Source organism: Streptomyces sp. NPDC058741 (assembly GCF_042746715.1).
In the GTDB taxonomy this organism is placed as follows: Bacteria; Actinomycetota; Actinomycetes; order Streptomycetales; family Streptomycetaceae; genus Streptomyces.
In genome coordinates this window covers 14,107-32,367 of sequence record NZ_JBHYQH010000057.1, presented here as the reverse complement: position 1 = coordinate 32,367, position 18,261 = coordinate 14,107, and the positions used below count along the sequence as shown (strand labels likewise).

The window sequence follows — 18,261 nt, the reverse complement described above, 5'->3', positions numbered from 1 at the left end:
GAACCAGCCGGGTGGTGAGCCCGCGCGGAGCCGGTCGGGTGGTGAGCCTGCGAAGAACCAGCCGGGCGGTGAGCCTGCGAAGAGCCGGCCGGGTGGTGAGCCTGCGAAGAGCCGGCCGGGTGGTGAGCCCGCGCGGAGCCAGCCCGGTGGTGGGCCCGCCAGAAACCAGCCCGTCCCCACCCCTCACCCCCCGCCCGAACAGCCACCGCCGGGGCCCGAGACCGCCCCCGCCCCCGGCCCCGTCAAGCGCGACGACCTTCCGGACGGCTCCGCGAAAGGAGACTCATGAACACCGGTGAACTCACCGACCTCGCTCAGCAGCTGCGGGTGGACAGCGTGCGGGAGGCCGCCGCCGCGGGCTCAGGGCATCCGACCTCCTCGATGTCCGCCGCGGACCTCGTGGCCGTGCTGCTCGCCCGCCACTTCCGCTACGACTTCGACCGCCCGGCCCACCCCGGCAACGACCGCTTCCTGCTGTCCAAGGGCCACGCCTCGCCGCTGCTGTACGCCGCGTACAAGGCGGCCGGCGCCATCGACGACGAGGAGCTGCTCACCTTCCGCGAGCAAGGCAGCCGTCTCGAGGGGCACCCCACCCCGCAACGCCTGCCGTGGGTCGAGACGGCCACCGGCTCGCTCGGGCAGGGCCTGCCCGTCGGCGTCGGCATCGCCCTGGCGGGCAAGCGGCTGGACCGCACCGGCTACCGCACCTGGGTGCTGTGCGGCGACAGCGAGATGGCCGAGGGATCCGTGTGGGAGGCCGCCGAGCACGCCGGGCACGAGCACCTGGACAACCTCACCGTGATCGTCGACGTCAACCGGCTCGGCCAGCGCGGCCCCACCCGGCACGGACACGACCTCGACGCCTACGCCCGCCGCTTCCGGGCGTTCGACTGGCACACCATCGAGGTGGACGGCCACGACGTGGACGCCGTCGATCGCGCCTACGGCGAGGCCGCCTCCACCAAGGGCCAGCCCACCGCGATCCTCGCCCGCACCCTCAAAGGCAAGGGCGTCGAGGCCGTCGAGGACCGCGAGGGCCTGCACGGCAAGCCGCTGCCGGAGGCCGAGGACGCGATCGCCGAGCTCGGCGGGCCCCGGGACCTCCGCGTCCGGGTGCAGGAGCCGCCCGCCGCCCGCATGCTGCACTCCGTCCAGACGGGCGGCTTCGAGCTCCCCACCTGGGACGAGGGCGAGGAGGTCGCCACCCGCAACGCGTTCGGCGAGGCGCTGGCCGCGCTCGGCACCGGCCGCGGCGACATCGTCGCCCTGGACGGCGAGGTCGGCGACTCCACCCGCGCCGAGTTCTTCGCCAAGGAGCACCCCGACCGCTATTTCGAGTGCTACATCGCCGAGCAGCAGCTGGTCGCCTCCGCCGTGGGGCTCGCGTCCCGCGGCTGGGTGCCGTACGCCGCCACGTTCGCGGCGTTCCTGACCCGGGCGTACGACTTCATCCGCATGGCCTCCGTCAGCGGCTCCGGCATCAACCTCGTCGGCTCCCACGCAGGCGTCGCCATCGGCCAGGACGGGCCCAGCCAGATGGGCCTGGAGGACCTGGCCATGATGCGGGCGGTGCACGGCTCGACCGTGCTGTACCCATGCGACGCCAACCAGACCGCGCGGCTGGTCGGCGCCATGGCCGGTCTGGAGGGCATCCGCTATCTGCGCACCTCGCGCGGCGAGAGCCCGGTGGTCTACGGCCCCGGTGAGGACTTCCCGGTCGGCGGCAGCAAGGTGCTGCGCGCCTCCGGCGAGGACCGGCTGACCCTGGTCGCGGCGGGCGTCACCGTGCACGAGGCGCTGGCCGCCGCCGACGCCCTGGAGCAGGAGGGCATCCGCGCGCGGGTCGTCGACCTGTACTCGGTGAAGCCCGTCGACCGGGCCACGCTGCGCCGGGCCGCCCAGGAGACCGGCTGCCTGGTGACGGTGGAGGACCACCACCCCGAGGGCGGCATCGGCGACGCGGTCCTCGACGCCTTCACCGACGGACGGCCCGTGCCGCGCCTGGTGCGGCTGGCCGTACGGGCGATGCCCGGCTCGGCGTCCCCCGAGGAGCAGCTGCGCGCCGCGGGCATCGACGCGGAGTCCATCGCGGCGGCCGGACGGCTGCTGGTCGAGGAGGCGGTCGTGCGGTGAGCGGCGAAGACGGGGTGACGGTGCGGGCGGGCCGCCGCACGGTGGAGGTGCACCGGCCGGACAAGGTGCCCTTCCCCGGCGGCGGGGGCGCCGCGCTATACACCAAGGGCGACCTGGTGGGGTACCACCGTGCCGTCGCGCCCTTCCTGCTGCCTCACCTGCGCGGTCGGCCGCTGATGCTGCAGCGGCACCCGGACGGGCTCGACGGACCGCCATGCAGAAGAACACCCCGGAGCACCGCCCGCGTGAATGGGCCGCGTCGACGCCGTCGAGCAGGCCCGCCCGGATCCCTGGTCGGGACTGCTCGGCCGGGGACGCTCGCTGGGTCCGGCCCGGCGGCGGCTGGAGGCCCTGCGGGGCTGACACGACCCGCCTCCGGCCGGGCGGGTGGCAGATGCGTGCGCCCATGGAGGTTTGGCGAACACGCTTGCGGCCACACGGAGGGGGAGGTGGCCATGTCGAACACAAACAACACGCAAGAGCCACAGAGTTCACAGAAGGCTCAGGGCTCACAGGATTCGAGCAGTACCAGAAGGACCAGCAGGACGAAGCAGACCCGGTCCGCCCCGAAGCGGCCGAGCCCGATGGAGGTGCTGCGCCAGGCGCGCGGCCAGCTCGCGGAACTCACCGGCATGGAGGCCGAGTCCGTGTCGTCCTTCGAGCAGACGGAGGACGGCTGGGCGCTGGAGGTCGAGGTGCTCGAGCTCGAGCGCGTGCCGGACACGATGAGTCTGATGGCGAGCTACCAGGTGGAGCTCGACAGCGAGGGGCAGCTCACGGGCTACCGGCGCGTCCGCCGCTACGAACGCGGTCGTTCCGACGCGCGCAGGTCCGGCGGCCGCTAGGCCGCCCGACCGAACCCGTACGCATGCACAAGAACCCGTACGCATACACAAGGAGGAAGATCCGGCATGAGTGTCGTACCGGCTCAGCAGTCCGGTGGCGGAGGCGGCAGCAGCGGCCTCTACGACGTGCTTGAGCTCGTTCTGGACAGGGGGCTCGTGATCGACGCGTTCGTTCGTGTGTCCCTGGTGGGTATCGAGATCCTCAAGATCGACGTCCGTGTGGTCGTAGCCAGCGTCGACACGTATCTGCGATTCGCCGAGGCGTGCAACCGCCTCGACCTGGAGTCCGGGCCGCGCAAGGACCCGGGCCTGCCCGACCTGGTCGGGGAGATGACCGAGTCCGGCGCCCGGGGCAAGTCCAAGGGGGCGCTCTCCGGTGCCGCCGAGACCATCTCCGACGCCTTCAAGCAGGGGCGCGGCGAGAGTGAGACGGAGTCGCGTCCGCGAGCCCGCAAGACGTCGGCTCGCCGGAAGGAGGAGCAGGAGTGAGCACCTACGTCTACGGCATCGCGGCGAGCTCGCATCCGGCCCTCCCCGAGGGCACGGGCGGTGTGGGCGACCCGCCCCGACAGGTGCGGATCCTGCGGGAGGGCGACCTGGCGGCCGTCGTCAGTGACGCCCCGGAGGGGCTGCGGCCCAAGCGCAAGGACCTGCTCGCCCACCAGAACGTGCTCAGCGAGGCGGGCGCCGCCGGATGCGTCCTGCCGATGCGCTTCGGCAGTGTCGCCCCGGACGACAAGTCCGTCACCGGGGTGCTCGCCGAGCGTGCCGAGCACTACAAGGAGCGGCTGCGTGCCCTCGACAACTGCGTCGAGTACAACGTCAAGGCCAATCACGTCGAAGAGGCCGTCCTGCATCAGGTGATGGCCGAGAGCCCCGACATCCGCGGTCTCGCGGAGGCCAACCGGCAGGCAGGCGGGGGCAGTTACGACGACAAGATCCGGCTCGGCGAGATGGTCGCCGCCGCGGTCAAGGCCAAGGAGGCCGACGACGGCGCCGCGGTGGAGCGTGCCCTGGAAGGGGCCGCCGACGACGTGAGCGTGGGCCCCGAGTCCACCGGCTGGCTGGCGAACGTGTCGTACCTGGTGAACCGGGAGGCGGCCGACTCCTTCCTGGCCGCGGTCGAGCAGCTTCGCAGGGACATGCCGCACCTGGAGGTGCGGGTCAACGGCCCGCTGCCGCCGTACAGCTTCGTCGAGCCCGGTCCGGCCGAGCACGCGAGCACCGCGGCGAGCGGCACGGACACCGGAGCGGGGTGACGACATGGGCCTGATCTCCGAGGTGCTGCTGCTGCCGCTCGCACCGGCACGCGGCAGCGCCTGGGCCATCGGACAGGTACTCCAGGAGGCAGAGCGGATCTACTACGACCCCGCTACGGTCCGGGCCGAACTGGCCCGCCTCGAGGAGCAGTTGGAGGCCGGAGAGATCACCGAGGAAGAGTTCGACCGACTTGAGGACGACCTCCTCGACCGGTTGGAGACCGCTTCGCGCAGGAGCGCGGGAACAGGCAACGGGACAACACGATGAACCGAATGGGACTGGGCCTCGCGGTGGGGGCCGGATATCTCCTGGGACGTACCAAAAAGCTGAAGATGGCGGTGGCCGTCGGCGGCCTGGTCGCCGGTAAGAAGCTGAACCTGAGCCCGCGCATGGTCGCGGACCTGCTCCAGCAGCAGCTGCGGAACAACCCGCAGTTCAAGGAGATCGGCGACCAGCTGCGCGAGGACCTGCGCGGCGTCGGCAAGGCGGCCTCCGGGGCGATGGTCGAGCGCCAGATCGACGCGCTCGCCGACCGTCTGCACGGTCGTACCGCCCAGATGCGCGACCAGTTGTCGGGGGCGGTGTCCGGCCGGCGCGACGAGGACGCCGACGAGGACGAGTACGAGGAGGAGCCCGAGGCCGAGGAGCGGGAGGACGAGGAGCCCGAGGCCGAGGACCGCGAGGACTCCGGTCCCGAGGAGGAGGGCGAGTCGGAACCCGAGGCGCGGAAGGAACCCGCCAAGAAGGCGCCGGCGAAGAAGGCCCCCGCCAAGAAGGCCGCCAGGAAGGCGCCCGCCAAGAAGACGGCGGCCCGCAGGACGGTGGCGAAGAAGACCACGGCCGCGAAGAAGGCGACCGCCGGCAGCAGGGGCGGCAGCGCCCGCTCCCGGACGTCGAAGGGAGGCGGTGAGTGATGGCCGACACCGTCGGATCGGCGTCCTCCGCCGCGCGCGGAGCGTCCAAGAACCCGCTCACCGAGGTGGCCCACAGCGAGGCCGTCGACCGGCTCAAGGCCGAGTTGCAGGAGTACCTCGCGGCCCAGGCCACGCGTCTGCTCACCGGCGTCGGCCACAAGCTGGGAGAGACCACCGGCAAGCTGAACGACATCGCCGAGGGCAACAGCCCCGGTTTCGGCAAGCTCGCTCTCGACGGCGGCCGCAAGCTGGCTCAGGGCAAGGGACCGCTGCGCGCCGCAATGGAGACCGGCGGCTCACACCTCAAGGACAAGGTCACCGACGGCTTCAAGAACCTGGTCGGCGGCGGCAAGGGCAAGAAGGGCAAGAGCGGCTCCGGCAGCAAGCCCACCGTCATCATCGAGCACATCGACGTCGGCGTGCCGGTGCGCACCGCCTACGACCAGTGGACGCAGTACCAGGACTTCAGCACCTTCGCCAAGGGTGTCAAGAGCGCGAGCCGCGCCGACGACACCACCTCGGACTGGCAGGCGAAGATCTGGTGGTCCAACCGCAGCTGGAAGGCGAAGACGACCGAGCAGGTCCCCGACGACCGCATCGCGTGGACGTCGGAGGGAGCCAAGGGCACCACGAAGGGCGTGGTCTCCTTCCACTCGCTCGGTGAGAACCTCACCCGCGTGCTGCTGGTCATCGAGTACTACCCCTCCGGCCTGTTCGAGAAGACCGGCAACATCTGGCGTGCCCAGGGCCGTCGCGCCCGGCTCGACCTGAAGAACTTCGTGCGCTTCATCACGATCAAGGGTGAGGCGAAGGACGGCTGGCGCGGAGAGATCCGCGACGGCGAGGTCGTCCGCAGCCACGATGACGCCGTCGCCGAGGAGGAGTCCGAGGCGGAGGAGCAGCACCCCGAGGGCGAGGAGCCGGAGGGCGAGTACGAGGACGAGGAGGAGCCCGAGGAGGGGTCCGAGGAGGAGCCCGAGGGCGAGTACGAGGACGAGGAAGAGGAAGAGGCCGGATACGACGAGGAGCCGGAGGGCGAGTACGAGGACGAGGAGGAGCCCGAGGAGGGGTCCGAGGACGAGCCCGAGGGTGAGTACGAGGACGAGGACGCCGAGGAGTACGAGGACGAGCACGCGGAGGCGGGGAGCCGGCGATGACGATGCCCAGCAGGATGCCCGAACCCTACGGCCAGGGCGGCGGCGCCAATCTCGCCGACATCCTGGAACGGGTGCTCGACAAGGGCATCGTGATCGCGGGCGACATCCGCATCAACCTGCTCGACATCGAACTGCTCACCATCAAGCTCCGGCTGATCGTGGCGTCCGTGGACAAGGCGAAGGAGATGGGCATCGACTGGTGGGAGAGCGACCCGTCGCTCTCCTCGCGGGCCCGTCGTGACGAACTGACCCGTGAGAACGCCGAGTTGCGCGAGAGGCTGGCGCGGCTGGAGGAGCTGGAGCCCGGCCGCGCGGAGAAGAAGGAGGCACCGTGACCGGACTGCGGTACGTCTACGCCGTCTGCCGCCCCTTCGGAACGCCGCTCCAGGCCCAGCTCACGGGGGTGGCCGGTGACCCGCCCAGGGCGCTGACCCACCGCGGCCTCGTGGCCGTCGTCAGCCATGTGCCGGAGCGGGACTTCGCGGAGGAACCGCTCCGCGCGCATCTGGAGGACCTGGACTGGCTCACCGCCACCGCGCGGGCCCACCAGGGCGTCATCGACGCGCTCACCACCGTCACGACCCCGCTGCCGTTGCGGCTCGGCACCGTCTTCCACGACGACAGCGGCGTACGGACGATGATGGAGGCCCGCGAGGAGGAGTTCCTGCGCACACTCGACCGGCTGGAGGGCCGCGTCGAGTGGGGCGTCAAGGTGTACGCCGAGTCCGAACCGCAGGAGAGCGCCCGGCCCGCGCAGAAGGCCGCGTCGGGCCGGGACTACCTGCGGCAGCGCCGTATGCAGACCCGATCGCACGAGGAGATGTGGCAGAAGGCCGAGCGTTTCTCGACCCGTCTGCACGAAGAGCTGTCCGCCTTCGCGGAGGACTCCCGGCTGCACGCTCCGCAGAATCCCGCGCTGTCGAAGGCGACGGGCAGGAACGTGCTGAACGCCGCCTACCTCGTCCCCCGCGCGCACTCCGAGGAGTTCGTGGAACTGGTGGACCGCACCAAGGGCGAGGTGCCCGGGATGAGGGTCGAACTCACCGGCCCGTGGGCGGCCTACTCGTTCGCGGGAGACACCGCATGACCGGCGAGGAGAAGTCGTGACCGTCGTGGAACGCCGTGAGGTCGCCCTCGTGGACCTGCTCGACCGGCTGCTCGCCGGCGGGGTCGTCATCACCGGGGACATCACGCTGCGGATCGCCGATGTCGACCTCGTCCGTATCGATCTCAACGCGTTGATCAGCTCGGTGAACGCGCAGGTGCCCTCACCGTTCGAGGAGTTGCTGTGACGTCCCCGGAGCCCGAGAACCCCCCGCACGAGCCCCGCCCGGGCGGCAACCGGCTGGAGCTGGAGCCCGACACCGTCGAGCGCGACCTGATCAAGCTCGTGCTGACGGTGGTGGAGCTGCTGCGCCAGCTCATGGAGCGCCAGGCGCTGCGCCGTTTCGACGTGGGCGACCTCAGCGAGGAGCAGGAGGAGCGGATCGGGCTGACGCTCATGCTGCTCGAGGAGCGCATGGCGGAACTGCGCGACCGCTACGGTCTGCTGCCCGAGGACCTCAACCTGGACCTGGGGCCGCTCGGGCCGCTGCTTCCCAGGGACTGACGCGCCCCGGGGAGGCGGCGCGCAGCCGCACGGATCCCTGCCTCGTTCAGTCCGGCTTCCGGCACAGGATCTCTCCGTGCAGCACGGCGAACCACCCCTCCTCCCGCGCGCCCCACTCCCGCCAGGCATCGGCCAGGCCCCGCAGCTCCCGCGCGCTCGCGTGCCCGCCCCGCACGGCCCGGTCCGCGTACGCCGACTCCACCGTCCGGTCGGCCCACAGCCCGCTCCACCACTCCCGCTCCCCGGGGGTGGCGAAGGTCCAGGTGCCACTGGTCGCGGTGACGTCCGTGAACCCGGCCCGCAGCGCCCAGGCCCGCAGCCGGCGCCCGGCGTCCGGCTCCCCGCCGTTGGCGCGGGCGACCCGGCGGTAGAGCTCCCGCCACGCGTCCAGCCCGCCGGACGGCGGATACCAGGTCATGGCCGCGTGGTCGGCGTCCCGCACGGCCACGAATCCGCCGGGCTTGGTGACCCTCCGCATCTCCCGCAGCGCCCCCACCGGGTCTCCCACGTGCTGGAGCACCTGGTGGGCGTGCACGACGCAGAACGTGTCGTCCGGGTAGTCCAGGGCGTGCACGTCGGCGACCGCGAAGTCCAGGTTGGCGAGCCCGCGGCCGGCCGCCGCGGCCCGAGCCCGTTCCAGGATCTCCGGCACCCGGTCGACCCCGGTGACGTGCCCGTCCGGCACCAGCTCCGCCAGGTCGGCGGTGATCGTGCCGGGGCCGCAGCCGATGTCCAGGATCCTCATGTGCGGCTTGAGCGAAGGCAGCAGGTAAGCCGCCGAGTTGGCGGCGGTCCGCCAGGTGTGCGAGCGCAGCACCGACTCATGGTGCCCGTGCGTGTAGACGGCGGTCTCCCGTGGTTCCGGCATGGCGGACCCCACCCCTTCCGTTCCGGTCGGCATGGGATCACCGTAGACGCGACCGCCGAATAATGAGACCCGCGTCCTGCCATATGGACTGACGGTACGTCACTCGACGGCTCACCCGGTGAGGGCGGGGTGGACACACCGAGCGCGCCGGGGCAGGCTCCGGCTGATCAGCATCGCCGAACAGGGGGGACGGGCATGAGCGGTCGAGTGACGGCGGTCAGCAGCAACGGGGAGTACTCGTTCAGCAAGCCGAACCGCGACAGCATCCGGCTGCTGGCCGGGCTCGGCGTGGAGGGGGACGTGCACGCCGGGGTGACGGTCAGGCACCGCTCGCGCGTCGCGCAGGACCCGACCCGGCCGAACCTGCGGCAGGTGCACCTGATGCACGAGGAACTGTTCGCCGAGCTCGGCGAGGCGGGATTCGAGGTGGGCCCCGGGGACCTCGGCGAGAACATCACCACGCGGGGCCTCGACCTGCTCGGACTGCCGACCGGCACGCTGCTCCGCCTCGGCGGCGGCGCGGTCCTGGAGGTCACCGGTCTGCGCAACCCCTGCCAGCAGATCGACGCCTTCCGGGACGGGCTGCTGAAGCAGGTGGTCGGGCGCGACCAGGAGGGGAACCTCGTACGCAAGGCCGGGATCATGAGTGTGGTGCGCGAGGGCGGTGTCGTCCGGCCCGGCGACCCCGTCGAGGTGGAGCTCCGGTCGGGGGCGCACCGCCCGCTGGAGCGCGTCTGACGCTCCCCGGAAATGTGTTTGCCCTGCTCGCGCGCCGCAACGGACAATCGCGCCCATGGGTCACCTCGAAGTCGCGCACCTGGAGTACCACCTGTCCGACGGGAGGGCCCTGCTGGGTGACGTCTCGTTCCGGGTGGGGGAGGGGGCGGTCGTGGCCCTGGTGGGACCCAACGGTGCCGGGAAGACGACCCTGCTCAGGATGCTCGCCGGGGAGATCAGACCGCACGCCGGGTCCGTCACCGTCGGCGGCGGCCTCGGCGTCATGCGGCAGTTCGTCGGCTCCGTCCGGGACGAGACGACCGTGCGCGACCTGCTCGTCTCCGTCGCGGCCCCCCGCATCCGCGAAGCGGCCCGCGCCGTCGACGCCGCCGAGCACGCCGTCATGACCGTCGACGACGAGGCGGCCCAGCTCCGCTACGCGCAGGCCCTCGCCGACTGGGCGGAGGTCCGCGGCTACGAGGCCGAGACGCTGTGGGACATCTGCACCACGGCGGCGCTCGGCATCCCCTACGACAAGGCGCAGTGGCGGCAGGTGCGCACCCTCTCCGGCGGAGAGCAGAAACGCCTCGTCCTGGAGGCCCTGCTGCGCGGCACGGACGAGGTCCTCCTCCTCGACGAGCCCGACAACTACCTCGACGTCCCCGGCAAGCGCTGGCTGGAGGAGCGACTGGCCGAGACCCGCAAGACCGTCCTGTTCGTCTCCCACGACCGCGAACTCCTCGCCCGCGCCGCGCAGCGGATCGTCTCCCTGGAGCCCGGCCCGGCCGGAGCCGACGCCTGGATCCACGGCGCCGGCTTCGCCACGTACCACGAGGCCCGCCGCGAACGCTTCGCCCGCTTCGAGGAGTTGCGCCGCCGCTGGGACGAGAAGCACGCCCAGCTGAAGAAGCTGGTGCTGAACCTGCGCCAGGCCGCCAGCGTCAGCCACGAGATGGCGTCCCGCTACCAGGCCGCCCAGACGCGGCTGCGCACGTTCGAGGAGGCCGGCCCGCCCCCGGAGCCGCCCCGCGAGCAGGACATCAGGATGCGGCTCAAGGGCGGCCGCACCGGAGTCCGGGCCGTCACCTGCGAGCAGCTGGAGCTCACGGGCCTGATGAAACCCTTCGACCTGGAGGTCTTCTACGGCGAGCGCGTCGCGGTCCTCGGCTCCAACGGCTCCGGCAAGTCGCACTTCCTGCGCCTGCTCGCCGGCGACGACGTGGCGCACACGGGGAACTGGAAACTGGGCGCCCGGGTCGTACCCGGCCACTTCGCCCAGACCCACGCCCACCCGGAGCTGGAGGGCCGCACACTCCTGGACATCCTGTGGAAGGAACACGCACAGGACCGCGGCGCCGCGATGTCCCGCCTGCGCCGCTACGAACTGACCCACCAGGCCGAGCAGCCGTTCGGCAGACTGTCCGGAGGGCAGCAGGCCCGCTTCCAGATCCTGCTGCTGGAACTCCAGGGCGTGACCGCGCTGCTGCTGGACGAACCGACGGACAACCTCGACCTGGAGTCCGCCGAGGCCCTCCAGGAGGGCCTGGGAGCCTTCGAGGGCACCGTCCTCGCGGTGACCCACGACCGCTGGTTCGCCCGCTCCTTCGACCGCTTCCTGGTCTTCGGCAGCGACGGCCGGGTCCGGGAGACCCCGGACCCGGTCTGGGACGAACGCCGCGTGGAGCGGGCCCGCTAGGAACCGTCGTCAGGCGGTCCCCAGCGGCCCCGCTCCCGCTCACGGCCGGCGCAGCAGCGCCCCCAGGCCGCCCACCGGCACCTCCTGCTCCGACACGGACAGCGCGGAGGCGTCCGTCGCCACCGCGGAGCGGATCAGGGCGTCGTCCGCCCGGGCCGGCCACGCGTGCTGCTCGCCCAGGATCTTCAGGTCCGTCCGCCGCACCGCCAGCTGGTCCGCATCCTCCCCGATCCACACCTGGCGGTGCGCGTCGGGCCCGTCGACCCGGATCAGCAGTTCGTCGACGCGATGCTCGCGCGCCGCCTCGACCAGCGCGGGGACGCCCTCCACGGCCGCCGCCCGGCCCTCGTCGTCCGGGGTGCGCCCGGCCCGGAACCGATCCAGCTCCGCCTCGGCCCGTCGTGCCACGTGCTCCGCGCGGGCCCGCTCCACGTCCGCGTCGAGCAGCCGGCTGCCGGTGCCGTGCGGCGCGTCGACGACGAGGTCGCGCAGCCGCTTGGGCAGCCGCTCGCGCACGGACTTCCGCTCGCGGTCCTCACCGACGAGGATCAGCAGGTCGGCCCGCGTCTCCTCCTGGCACACGGCCAGCGCGTCGGCGATCTCCGCGGCGTTGTGCTCCCACGTGTTCTCCACCCGCAGCGGGAAGTGCCGCTCGGACCAGTCCACCGAACTGGTCCGGTGCACCGGCCACTGCCGGCCGGTCACACCGCCCGCGTCCTCCCGGCCCAGCGCGTTGCGCAGCTCGAAGTCCGCGCCCTTGCGGTCCACGTACGCCACGACGCACACCGGGTCCTCGCCGGCCAGCTCCAGCAGCGGCGCGACCCGGGGCAGCGGCGCCCATTCGGCCCGGTCGGCCCGGGGGGCGCGGACCAGCGGCGGATCGAGGACCACCTCGCCGGCCCGGGCGAAGAGGGCCCGTCCGTGCGGTTCGGAAGAGTGCCGCAGATCCTCGACCGCGCTCCGCACGGCCCGGCAGGTCGCCTCGTCCGCGCCCTGCGAGGCGAGCCCCCTCGCCATCGCCCGGGCCGTCAGCCGCCGCTCGTGGGGGGTGTCCTCCGTATGCCGGGAGGTGTCCACGTACACGGAGGCCCAAGGACCGGGACGTTCGTAGAGTGGGTGCAGAAAAGCGAGATCCATGGCTTCCCTCCGGATGCCGCTCGGGGGTGGTGCTCAGTTGCTCCCGGGGCGGGTACCCGGACCGCGTGAACGAACACGACGAGCGGGGCGACGCGATGACCGGAGTGGACCCTGACCGGCTGGACGACCAGCAGCTCATGAAGGAACTGGAGACGATCCACCGCACGCGCCACGACACGCTGCTGTACGGCTCGAACGACGCGCTGCGGGCCCACAACGAGCGCATGGCGCAACTCGAGGGCGAGTACCTGCGGCGCAACCCGCACCGCACGGTGGCCGCTGGCCGCACGCGCGAAGGGGCCCGGGAGCGCGGGAGCGGGCAGTCGGTGACTCCCACGACCCCCGGCACCTGAGCCCCTCGCAAGGCCTTACCGGCCAGGGCCCGCCAGCCCTGACCGGACCGGAGCGCACGCCCTCAGGCGGCCTGCGCCGCGAACACGTCCAGGAACGTCTCGCAGAACGCCTTCAGATCGTCCGGCTTGCGGCTGGTGACCAGCTTGCCGGCACCGTGGTCGCAGACCTTCACCTGCTCGTCCACCCAGGTGCCGCCCGCGTTGCGGATGTCCGTCCGCAGGCTCGGCCACGAGGTCAGCACCCGCCCGCGCACGACGTCGGCCTCGACCAGCGTCCACGCCGCGTGGCAGATCGCCGCGACGGGGCGGCCCTGCTCGAAGAAGTCCCGGACGAACGCCACGGCCTCGCCGTCCATGCGCAGGAAGTCCGGGTTGGCGACACCGCCCGGCAGCACCAGACCGCCGAACGAGCCGGGCGAGGCGTCACCCACGACCTCGTCGACCGGGAAGGTGTCCGCCTTGTCCAGGTGGTGGAACGCCTGGACCTCCCCCTGCTTCGTCGACACCAGCACGGGCTCGTGACCGGCGTCCTTCACCGCCTGCCACGGCTCGGTCAGCTCGACCTGCTCGACGCCCTCGGGTGCGACCAGAAACGCGATACGCATGATGTTCGATGTCCTCTCCTGTTGCTCTGCATTGCTCTGCATGTGTCCGGTGCTCCCGTGCGCGCACCGTTGCCGCCCTGGTGCGCTCAGGGGCCGCTCCAGGCGCTCGGCACGGCGCGGCTGATGCCGGCGAGCGCCGAGGCGGGGTCCTCGGCCTCGGCCACGTCACCGAGGCTCACGATCCCGACGGGCAGTCCGTTCTCCACCACCGGCAGCCGACGCACCGCGTGCTCCCGCATCAGCGTCACCGCGGTCGCCACCCGGTCCTCCGGGCCCACCGTCACCGGGTCCTTCGTGCACACGGCCCGCGCGCTCACCGTCATCGGGTCGGAGCCGTCGGCCACCACCCGCACCGTGATGTCGCGATCGGTGAGCACACCGATCACGTCCTGCCCGTCGGCCACCACCACGGCGCCGATGTTCTGCGAGCGCATCAGCAGCGCCGCCTCGACGAGCGAGGCGTCCGGGCGCACGGCGACGACACCCGGGGTCATCACGTCCTTCACCGACTCGGCCTTCACTGGGCCCTCCGTCCCCGACCAGGCCGGCGGGGGCACCGCGGCGCACCTCCCGGCGCGCGACACGGTGCACCCGGCGGCCGCTACGCGTACTCCTCCGGGCCGGTCTCCCTGACCCGGACCAGCGCTTCCGCCAGCTCCTGCACGGTGCCGTAGCGCTCCCGGTGCGGCAGCCGCTCCAGGTCCTCGACGAGCGCGTCGCGAGCCTGGTGGCCGCGCAACGCGCGCACCAGTTCTCCCGCGCTCGCGGGAAACGCCCTGCGGCCCAGGATCCGGGCCAGCTCCAGCCGCACCGACTCCAGGGACGTCGGCGCACGGCTCGGCGTCACCGGCCCGGACGCGACCTCCGGGTCGTCCTCGGCGGTCGGTTCCGGGTCGTGCCACTCCTCACTGCGCGTGGGGTGCCCGGACCTGAGCAGCCCCCGCAGTTCGTGCTTCATCTCGTCGTCCCGGTGGACGCTCAGCCGGTCGCTGCCTCGCTGCATGTCTCCCTCCAGAGGTTCGGGGGCCCGCACCGCGTACCCGAACCCCGGGAGGCGACACAGGATCGGGGGTTCCGATCGCCGCTGAGCGCCGCCGATCGCAGCCGTTCGCACTGGTTTGCGTCACCGTCTCCGGGAGACCCGGACCGCGCACCCCCCACACCTCCCTGGGGAAGGACATGCCATGGCGCTGCTCGCTGTGATCATCCCGCTGCTCATGCTGGGCGTGGTGCTGATGATGGGCCGCATAGAGGAACTGCTGTTGCCGCAGGAAGAGGCCCGGGGCCGCGAGCCGGCCGGGGCCGCCCCGTCCCCGGTCCCGGCCGCCGTGGCCGCGCCCGGGACCGCCGGTACCCCTACGGTCTGAGACCGCCCAGCCCGCACGACCGCCCCCGTCCGCCGACCCGTGGGCCGGCGGCGTCGGCACGCCCCGACGAGTCCCGGCGGCAGAGCCCTCACGGCCCCCCGGGCAGCCGCTCCGGCCGCGGCCGTGGACCTACCGGACGTACCATCGTGACAGCGCTCCCTTCTGGTGAAGGTGCGCCCTACGGTGAGGTAGGTGTCGGACCATGGCCCTGATCTCTTCGTTCATCGCCGCCGCGGACCGGCCGGGCCGCTCGGTCCGCGCGGCGGCGGGTTACCTCCGCGGCCGCTGGAGTGCGACGCAGCCCCTGCTCCTGGGCGCGTACCGCCGCGTCGGTGAGGACACCGCCGCGAAGAGTCCCGCGTCGTTCGTCCAGGGCCGCGCCCTCGGACTGGGGCCGGTGACCGTGGCGTACGAGCAGCGCGGGGAGGGCGAACCACTGCTCCTGCTGCACGGTGTCGGGCACCACCGGCACGCCTGGGACGCGGTCGTGCCGCAGCTGGCCGGACGGCATCGCACGATCGCGGTCGACCTCCCCGGGTTCGGCGAGTCGCCCGACCTTGGTCCGGGGGTGCCGCACGACCTGCGGACCGCGGTGGCCTGGCTGGGGGCCGTGCTCAAGGAACTCGGCGTGGAGCGCCCGCACGTGGTCGGGCATTCGCTGGGCGGGCTGATCGCCCTGCACCTCGGACAGGCCGGACTCGCCCGCAGCGTGACGGCCCTCGCACCGGCCGGGTTCTGGACCGAGGCGGAACGGCGGCACACCTACGCGATGCTCACCACGGCCCGGCAGAGCGTGCGGTGGCTGCCCGAGGGCGTCGTGGTCCGGCTGGCGGGGACGTCGGCCGTGCGCAACGCCCTGGCCGGCACCATCAACGGCCTGCCGGACAGCTGCCCCACCGAGACGCTGATCACCGATCTGCGCGCCCTGCGGGACGCCACCGCCTTCGGCGCGACCCTGCGGGCCGGCCGGGCGCCCGCCCTGTTCACCGGAGACATCCCCGACGTGCCCGTCACCGTCGCCTGGGGCGCCTGCGACCGTGTGCTGCCGCCCCGCCAGGCCGCCCGCGTCCAGGCCATGATCCCCCGGGCCCAGCTCGTGCAGCTGCCGGGCTGCGGGCACGTACCGATGAACGACGCGCCCGACCTGGTCGCCCGCGTGATCCTCGAAGCCACCCTGTCCGGGCGAGCGGCCCGGTAGCCCGCCGCCCGCTCCCGCACGGCCCGCGTCGCCCACATCCCGCGCGCCTCGCAGGCGCGGGCGGGCCCCCGGCCGGGCCTCGCCGAGTGGCCGTGCCCGAGCGAACGGAGGGACGCTGGGAGAAGGATGTCCAGCGGACGGGAGTGAGCCCATGAGGGTCGGAGTACTGACCGGCGGCGGCGACTGCCCCGGCCTGAACGCCGTGATCCGCAGCGTCGTCCGCAAGGGCGTCCAGCAGTACGCCTTCGACTTCGTCGGCGTGCGGGACGGCTGGCTCGGACTGCTGCAGAACGCCGTCGTGCCCCTGGACGTCTCCACGGTGCGGGGCATCCTCCCGCGCGGCGGCACCATCCTCGGCTCCTCCCGCACCAACCCCTTCAAGCACGAGGACGGACTGCGGCGGGTGCGCGAGACCCTCGCCGCACACGAGGTGGACGCGCTCGTCGTGATCGGCGGCGAGGACACCCTGGGAGCGGCCGCCGAGCTGGGCCGGCAGGGGATCCACCTCGTCGGCGTGCCGAAGACCATCGACAACGACGTCTCCGGCACCGACTACACCTTCGGCTTCGACACCGCCGTCGGCATCGCGACCGAGGCCATCGACCGCCTCCACACCACGGCCGAGTCCCACATGCGGACCCTGGTCGTGGAGGTGATGGGACGGCACTCCGGCTGGATCGCCCTGCACGCCGGCATCGCGGGCGGCGCCAACGTGATCCTCGTCCCCGAACGGCCGTTCGACATCGACGAGGTCTGCGAGCAGGTGCAGAGCCGGTTCGAGATCAACTACGCGCCGATCGTCGTCGTGGCCGAGGGGGCGGCCCCCAAGGAGGGGCAGATGGTCCTCAAGGACCAGTCGCTGGACGAGTTCGGCCACGTACGGCTGTCGGGCATCGGCGAGTGGCTGGCCCGCGAGATCTCCGAGCGCACCGGCAAGGACGCCCGCACCACGGTCCTGGGCCACGTCCAGCGTGGCGGCACCCCCAGTGCCTTCGACCGGTGGCTGGCCACGCGTTTCGGGCTGCACGCCATCGACGCGGTCAAGGACGGCGACTTCGGCACCATGGTCGCGCTGCGCGGCACCGGGATCGTCCGCCTTCCGCTCTCGGAGGCCACGGGACGCAACAAGCTGGTCGACCCGGCGCTCTACGACGAGTTCGAGACGTTCTACGGCTGACCGGTCCGGCCTCCCCGGGCCTCGTCGCGTTCGCCGCGCCGCTCACACAGCGTGCGGGACGACCGCCACCGGGCAGCGGGCGTGGTGCAGAACCGCGTGCGTGACCGGGCCGAGCCGGCCATCGGGCGAGCGCGGACCGGTACGACGGCCCACGACGAGCAGATCGGCCTCCCGAGAGGCGTTCAGCAGCGCCTCGGCGGGATGCAGCAGCATCACGTCGGTGGCGGTCCTCACTCCCGGGTACTTCTCCCGCCAGCCGCGCAGGGCGTCGGAAAGCCCCAGCACCTCCTGGTCCTCCCAGGTGGCGCGGTCCTCCTCGGTCACCACCAGGGTCCGGGGCGAGACAGACTCAGCGGGGAAGGCCCAGGCCTGCACCACCCGCAGCCGGGCCCCGCGCGCCTCGGCGGCCGAGAACGCGAACTCCGCCGCCTCCGAGGACGGCCGGTGCGCGTCGAGACCCAGCACGACCTGGGCGGTGCCGTGCTCACCGGATCCGGCCCTGCCGTAGCGGCCGGGCCGCGGTGCGGGCACCAGCACCACCGGGCACCGGGACGCCGCCGCGGTCCGCAGGGCCACCGAGCCGACCGCCAGCCCCTCGAAACCGCCGGTCCCGCGGGTCCCGACGACGAGCAGCCCGGCCTCGCGCGCCGCGGCGAGCAGCGCCGCCGCGGGCGGCTCGTCGGACTGCTCGATGGCCAGGTCCAGCTCCGGATGCCGGTCACGGAGCTCCCCGGCCGTCCGCTGGAGGACCCGGGCACCCATGTGGTGCAGCCGGTCCCGGGTGGGGCCCGGCACGGGACTCCCGGGAAGCGGTGGAGAGGCGTGGAGCAGACGCAGCCCGACGCCCCGCAGCACCGCCTCACGCGCCGCCCAGTCGGCGGCTTCCGCGCCGCGCTCGGACCCGTCGACGCCCACCAGCACCGGCTGACGCATCCCGGCCTCCTCGCCCGGGCCCGCGCGCGCGGACCGTCACGATCGCCTGTCTCGTCCCTTCCACTGTTCCACGACGGCGCCGCCTCGTCGCCCGGACCGCGCATGGGGCCGGGCGCGGGAGGATGCGGGGAGGGCGCGGGGTCGGACACGGGGTCGGGCACGGCTCGGTCAAGGGTTGGGCGCGGGGTCGGACACGGGGTTGGGCACGGCTCGGTCAAGGGTTGGGCGCGGGGTCGGACACGGGGTTGGGCACGGCTCGGTCAAGGGTTGGGCGCGGGGTCGGACACGGGGC

23 protein-coding genes and 1 pseudogene are annotated in these 18,261 nt (G+C 72.8%); 18 read left to right on the top strand and 6 right to left on the bottom strand.

The genetic code is table 11. The features are described from left to right. Window positions 1-285 precede the first annotated feature (285 nt). The 12 genes and pseudogenes from ACFW6P_RS29410 to ACFW6P_RS29355 all read left to right on the top strand — a co-directional run bounded on the left by ACFW6P_RS29410 (window position 286) and on the right by ACFW6P_RS29355 (window position 7,918). Window positions 286-2,133, top strand: a complete 1,848-nt coding sequence (locus tag ACFW6P_RS29410) for a transketolase (protein ID WP_386425392.1) — start codon at window positions 286-288, stop codon at window positions 2,131-2,133. Then, window positions 2,130-2,386, top strand: a pseudogene (locus ACFW6P_RS29405) (ATP-dependent DNA ligase); the annotation flags it as partial. The gene ACFW6P_RS29410 and the pseudogene ACFW6P_RS29405, both read left to right, overlap by 4 nt. Window positions 2,387-2,588: 202 nt before the next feature. Beyond that, window positions 2,589-2,978 carry a gas vesicle protein gene (locus tag ACFW6P_RS29400; protein ID WP_386354841.1) on the top strand — a complete coding sequence of 130 codons (390 nt, stop codon included), beginning with the start codon at window positions 2,589-2,591 and terminating at the stop codon, window positions 2,976-2,978. Between the two features lie 66 nt (window positions 2,979-3,044). Beyond that, window positions 3,045-3,467, top strand: a complete 423-nt coding sequence (locus tag ACFW6P_RS29395) for a gas vesicle structural protein GvpA (protein ID WP_386354843.1) — start codon at window positions 3,045-3,047, stop codon at window positions 3,465-3,467. Next, a complete protein-coding gene (locus ACFW6P_RS29390) occupies window positions 3,464-4,237 on the top strand; it encodes a GvpL/GvpF family gas vesicle protein (RefSeq protein ID WP_386354846.1) in 774 nt (257 codons plus the stop codon). The genes ACFW6P_RS29395 and ACFW6P_RS29390 overlap by 4 nt, the downstream gene beginning before the upstream one ends. Window positions 4,238-4,241: 4 nt before the next feature. Next, window positions 4,242-4,505 (top strand): gas vesicle protein GvpG, encoded by a 264-nt coding sequence (locus ACFW6P_RS29385; protein ID WP_386354849.1) that lies wholly within the window; start codon window positions 4,242-4,244, stop codon window positions 4,503-4,505. Beyond that, a complete protein-coding gene (locus ACFW6P_RS29380) occupies window positions 4,502-5,152 on the top strand; it encodes a DNA primase (protein WP_386354852.1) in 651 nt (216 codons plus the stop codon). Before ACFW6P_RS29385 ends, ACFW6P_RS29380 begins: the two co-directional genes overlap by 4 nt. Beyond that, a complete protein-coding gene (locus ACFW6P_RS29375) occupies window positions 5,152-6,309 on the top strand; it encodes an SRPBCC family protein (RefSeq protein ID WP_386354855.1) in 1,158 nt (385 codons plus the stop codon). Before ACFW6P_RS29380 ends, ACFW6P_RS29375 begins: the two co-directional genes overlap by 1 nt. Beyond that, window positions 6,306-6,644 (top strand): gas vesicle protein, encoded by a 339-nt coding sequence (locus tag ACFW6P_RS29370; RefSeq protein ID WP_356440160.1) that lies wholly within the window; start codon window positions 6,306-6,308, stop codon window positions 6,642-6,644. The genes ACFW6P_RS29375 and ACFW6P_RS29370 overlap by 4 nt, the downstream gene beginning before the upstream one ends. Beyond that, complete coding sequence (locus tag ACFW6P_RS29365; RefSeq protein ID WP_386354858.1) at window positions 6,641-7,396, top strand: GvpL/GvpF family gas vesicle protein; 756 nt, start codon at window positions 6,641-6,643, stop codon at window positions 7,394-7,396. Before ACFW6P_RS29370 ends, ACFW6P_RS29365 begins: the two co-directional genes overlap by 4 nt. 16 nt (window positions 7,397-7,412) lie before the next feature. Next, window positions 7,413-7,601 carry a gas vesicle protein gene (locus ACFW6P_RS29360; RefSeq protein ID WP_003994122.1) on the top strand — a complete coding sequence of 63 codons (189 nt, stop codon included), beginning with the start codon at window positions 7,413-7,415 and terminating at the stop codon, window positions 7,599-7,601. Further along, window positions 7,598-7,918, top strand: coding sequence for a gas vesicle protein K (locus ACFW6P_RS29355; RefSeq protein WP_386354861.1), 321 nt, complete (start codon window positions 7,598-7,600; stop codon window positions 7,916-7,918). Before ACFW6P_RS29360 ends, ACFW6P_RS29355 begins: the two co-directional genes overlap by 4 nt. 46 nt (window positions 7,919-7,964) lie before the next feature. On the opposite strand, the gene ACFW6P_RS29350 is transcribed toward ACFW6P_RS29355, so the two are convergent. Beyond that, window positions 7,965-8,786: a class I SAM-dependent methyltransferase gene (locus ACFW6P_RS29350; RefSeq protein ID WP_386354935.1), complete on the bottom strand. Its 822-nt coding sequence runs from the start codon at window positions 8,784-8,786 to the stop codon at window positions 7,965-7,967. A 195-nt stretch (window positions 8,787-8,981) separates the two neighbouring features. Between ACFW6P_RS29350 and ACFW6P_RS29345 the strand changes: the two genes are divergently transcribed. Both ACFW6P_RS29345 and ACFW6P_RS29340 read left to right on the top strand, forming a co-directional pair. After that, window positions 8,982-9,524 (top strand): MOSC domain-containing protein, encoded by a 543-nt coding sequence (locus tag ACFW6P_RS29345; RefSeq protein WP_386354864.1) that lies wholly within the window; start codon window positions 8,982-8,984, stop codon window positions 9,522-9,524. 55 nt (window positions 9,525-9,579) lie between these two features. After that, the gene (locus ACFW6P_RS29340) at window positions 9,580-11,199 is read left to right on the top strand and encodes an ABC-F family ATP-binding cassette domain-containing protein (protein WP_386354867.1); all 1,620 of its coding nucleotides are present in this window, start codon (window positions 9,580-9,582) and stop codon (window positions 11,197-11,199) included. Between the two features lie 39 nt (window positions 11,200-11,238). On the opposite strand, the gene ACFW6P_RS29335 is transcribed toward ACFW6P_RS29340, so the two are convergent. Beyond that, complete coding sequence (locus ACFW6P_RS29335) at window positions 11,239-12,336, bottom strand: Vms1/Ankzf1 family peptidyl-tRNA hydrolase (RefSeq protein WP_386354870.1); 1,098 nt, start codon at window positions 12,334-12,336, stop codon at window positions 11,239-11,241. A 65-nt stretch (window positions 12,337-12,401) separates the two neighbouring features. On the opposite strand from ACFW6P_RS29335, the gene ACFW6P_RS29330 reads away from it, so the two are divergent. Further along, window positions 12,402-12,689 (top strand): DUF6158 family protein, encoded by a 288-nt coding sequence (locus tag ACFW6P_RS29330; protein WP_386354873.1) that lies wholly within the window; start codon window positions 12,402-12,404, stop codon window positions 12,687-12,689. A 62-nt stretch (window positions 12,690-12,751) separates the two neighbouring features. Here the strand turns inward: ACFW6P_RS29330 and ACFW6P_RS29325 are convergent, their stop codons facing one another. From ACFW6P_RS29325 to ACFW6P_RS29315, 3 genes are all read right to left on the bottom strand, one after another. Beyond that, window positions 12,752-13,294 carry a type 1 glutamine amidotransferase domain-containing protein gene (locus tag ACFW6P_RS29325; RefSeq protein WP_386354876.1) on the bottom strand — a complete coding sequence of 181 codons (543 nt, stop codon included), beginning with the start codon at window positions 13,292-13,294 and terminating at the stop codon, window positions 12,752-12,754. Window positions 13,295-13,380: 86 nt separating this feature from the next. Next, window positions 13,381-13,788, bottom strand: coding sequence for a CBS domain-containing protein (locus ACFW6P_RS29320; RefSeq protein WP_386425395.1), 408 nt, complete (start codon window positions 13,786-13,788; stop codon window positions 13,381-13,383). Window positions 13,789-13,895: 107 nt separating this feature from the next. Continuing rightward, window positions 13,896-14,297, bottom strand: coding sequence for a DUF2795 domain-containing protein (locus ACFW6P_RS29315; RefSeq protein WP_386354878.1), 402 nt, complete (start codon window positions 14,295-14,297; stop codon window positions 13,896-13,898). A gap of 181 nt (window positions 14,298-14,478) precedes the next feature. Here ACFW6P_RS29315 and ACFW6P_RS29310 point away from each other — a divergent pair, with 181 nt between their 5' ends. The 3 genes from ACFW6P_RS29310 to ACFW6P_RS29300 all read left to right on the top strand — a co-directional run bounded on the left by ACFW6P_RS29310 (window position 14,479) and on the right by ACFW6P_RS29300 (window position 17,036). Beyond that, window positions 14,479-14,661 (top strand): hypothetical protein, encoded by a 183-nt coding sequence (locus ACFW6P_RS29310; protein WP_386354881.1) that lies wholly within the window; start codon window positions 14,479-14,481, stop codon window positions 14,659-14,661. A gap of 202 nt (window positions 14,662-14,863) precedes the next feature. Continuing rightward, window positions 14,864-15,859 carry an alpha/beta fold hydrolase gene (locus ACFW6P_RS29305; RefSeq protein WP_386354884.1) on the top strand — a complete coding sequence of 332 codons (996 nt, stop codon included), beginning with the start codon at window positions 14,864-14,866 and terminating at the stop codon, window positions 15,857-15,859. A gap of 151 nt (window positions 15,860-16,010) precedes the next feature. Further along, complete coding sequence (locus ACFW6P_RS29300; RefSeq protein WP_386354886.1) at window positions 16,011-17,036, top strand: 6-phosphofructokinase; 1,026 nt, start codon at window positions 16,011-16,013, stop codon at window positions 17,034-17,036. Between the two features lie 42 nt (window positions 17,037-17,078). Here ACFW6P_RS29300 and ACFW6P_RS29295 read toward each other — a convergent pair whose 3' ends face one another. After that, on the bottom strand, window positions 17,079-17,969 hold the full coding sequence (locus ACFW6P_RS29295; RefSeq protein ID WP_386425388.1) for a universal stress protein: 891 nt from the start codon (window positions 17,967-17,969) through the stop codon (window positions 17,079-17,081). Window positions 17,970-18,261: the final 292 nt, after the last annotated feature.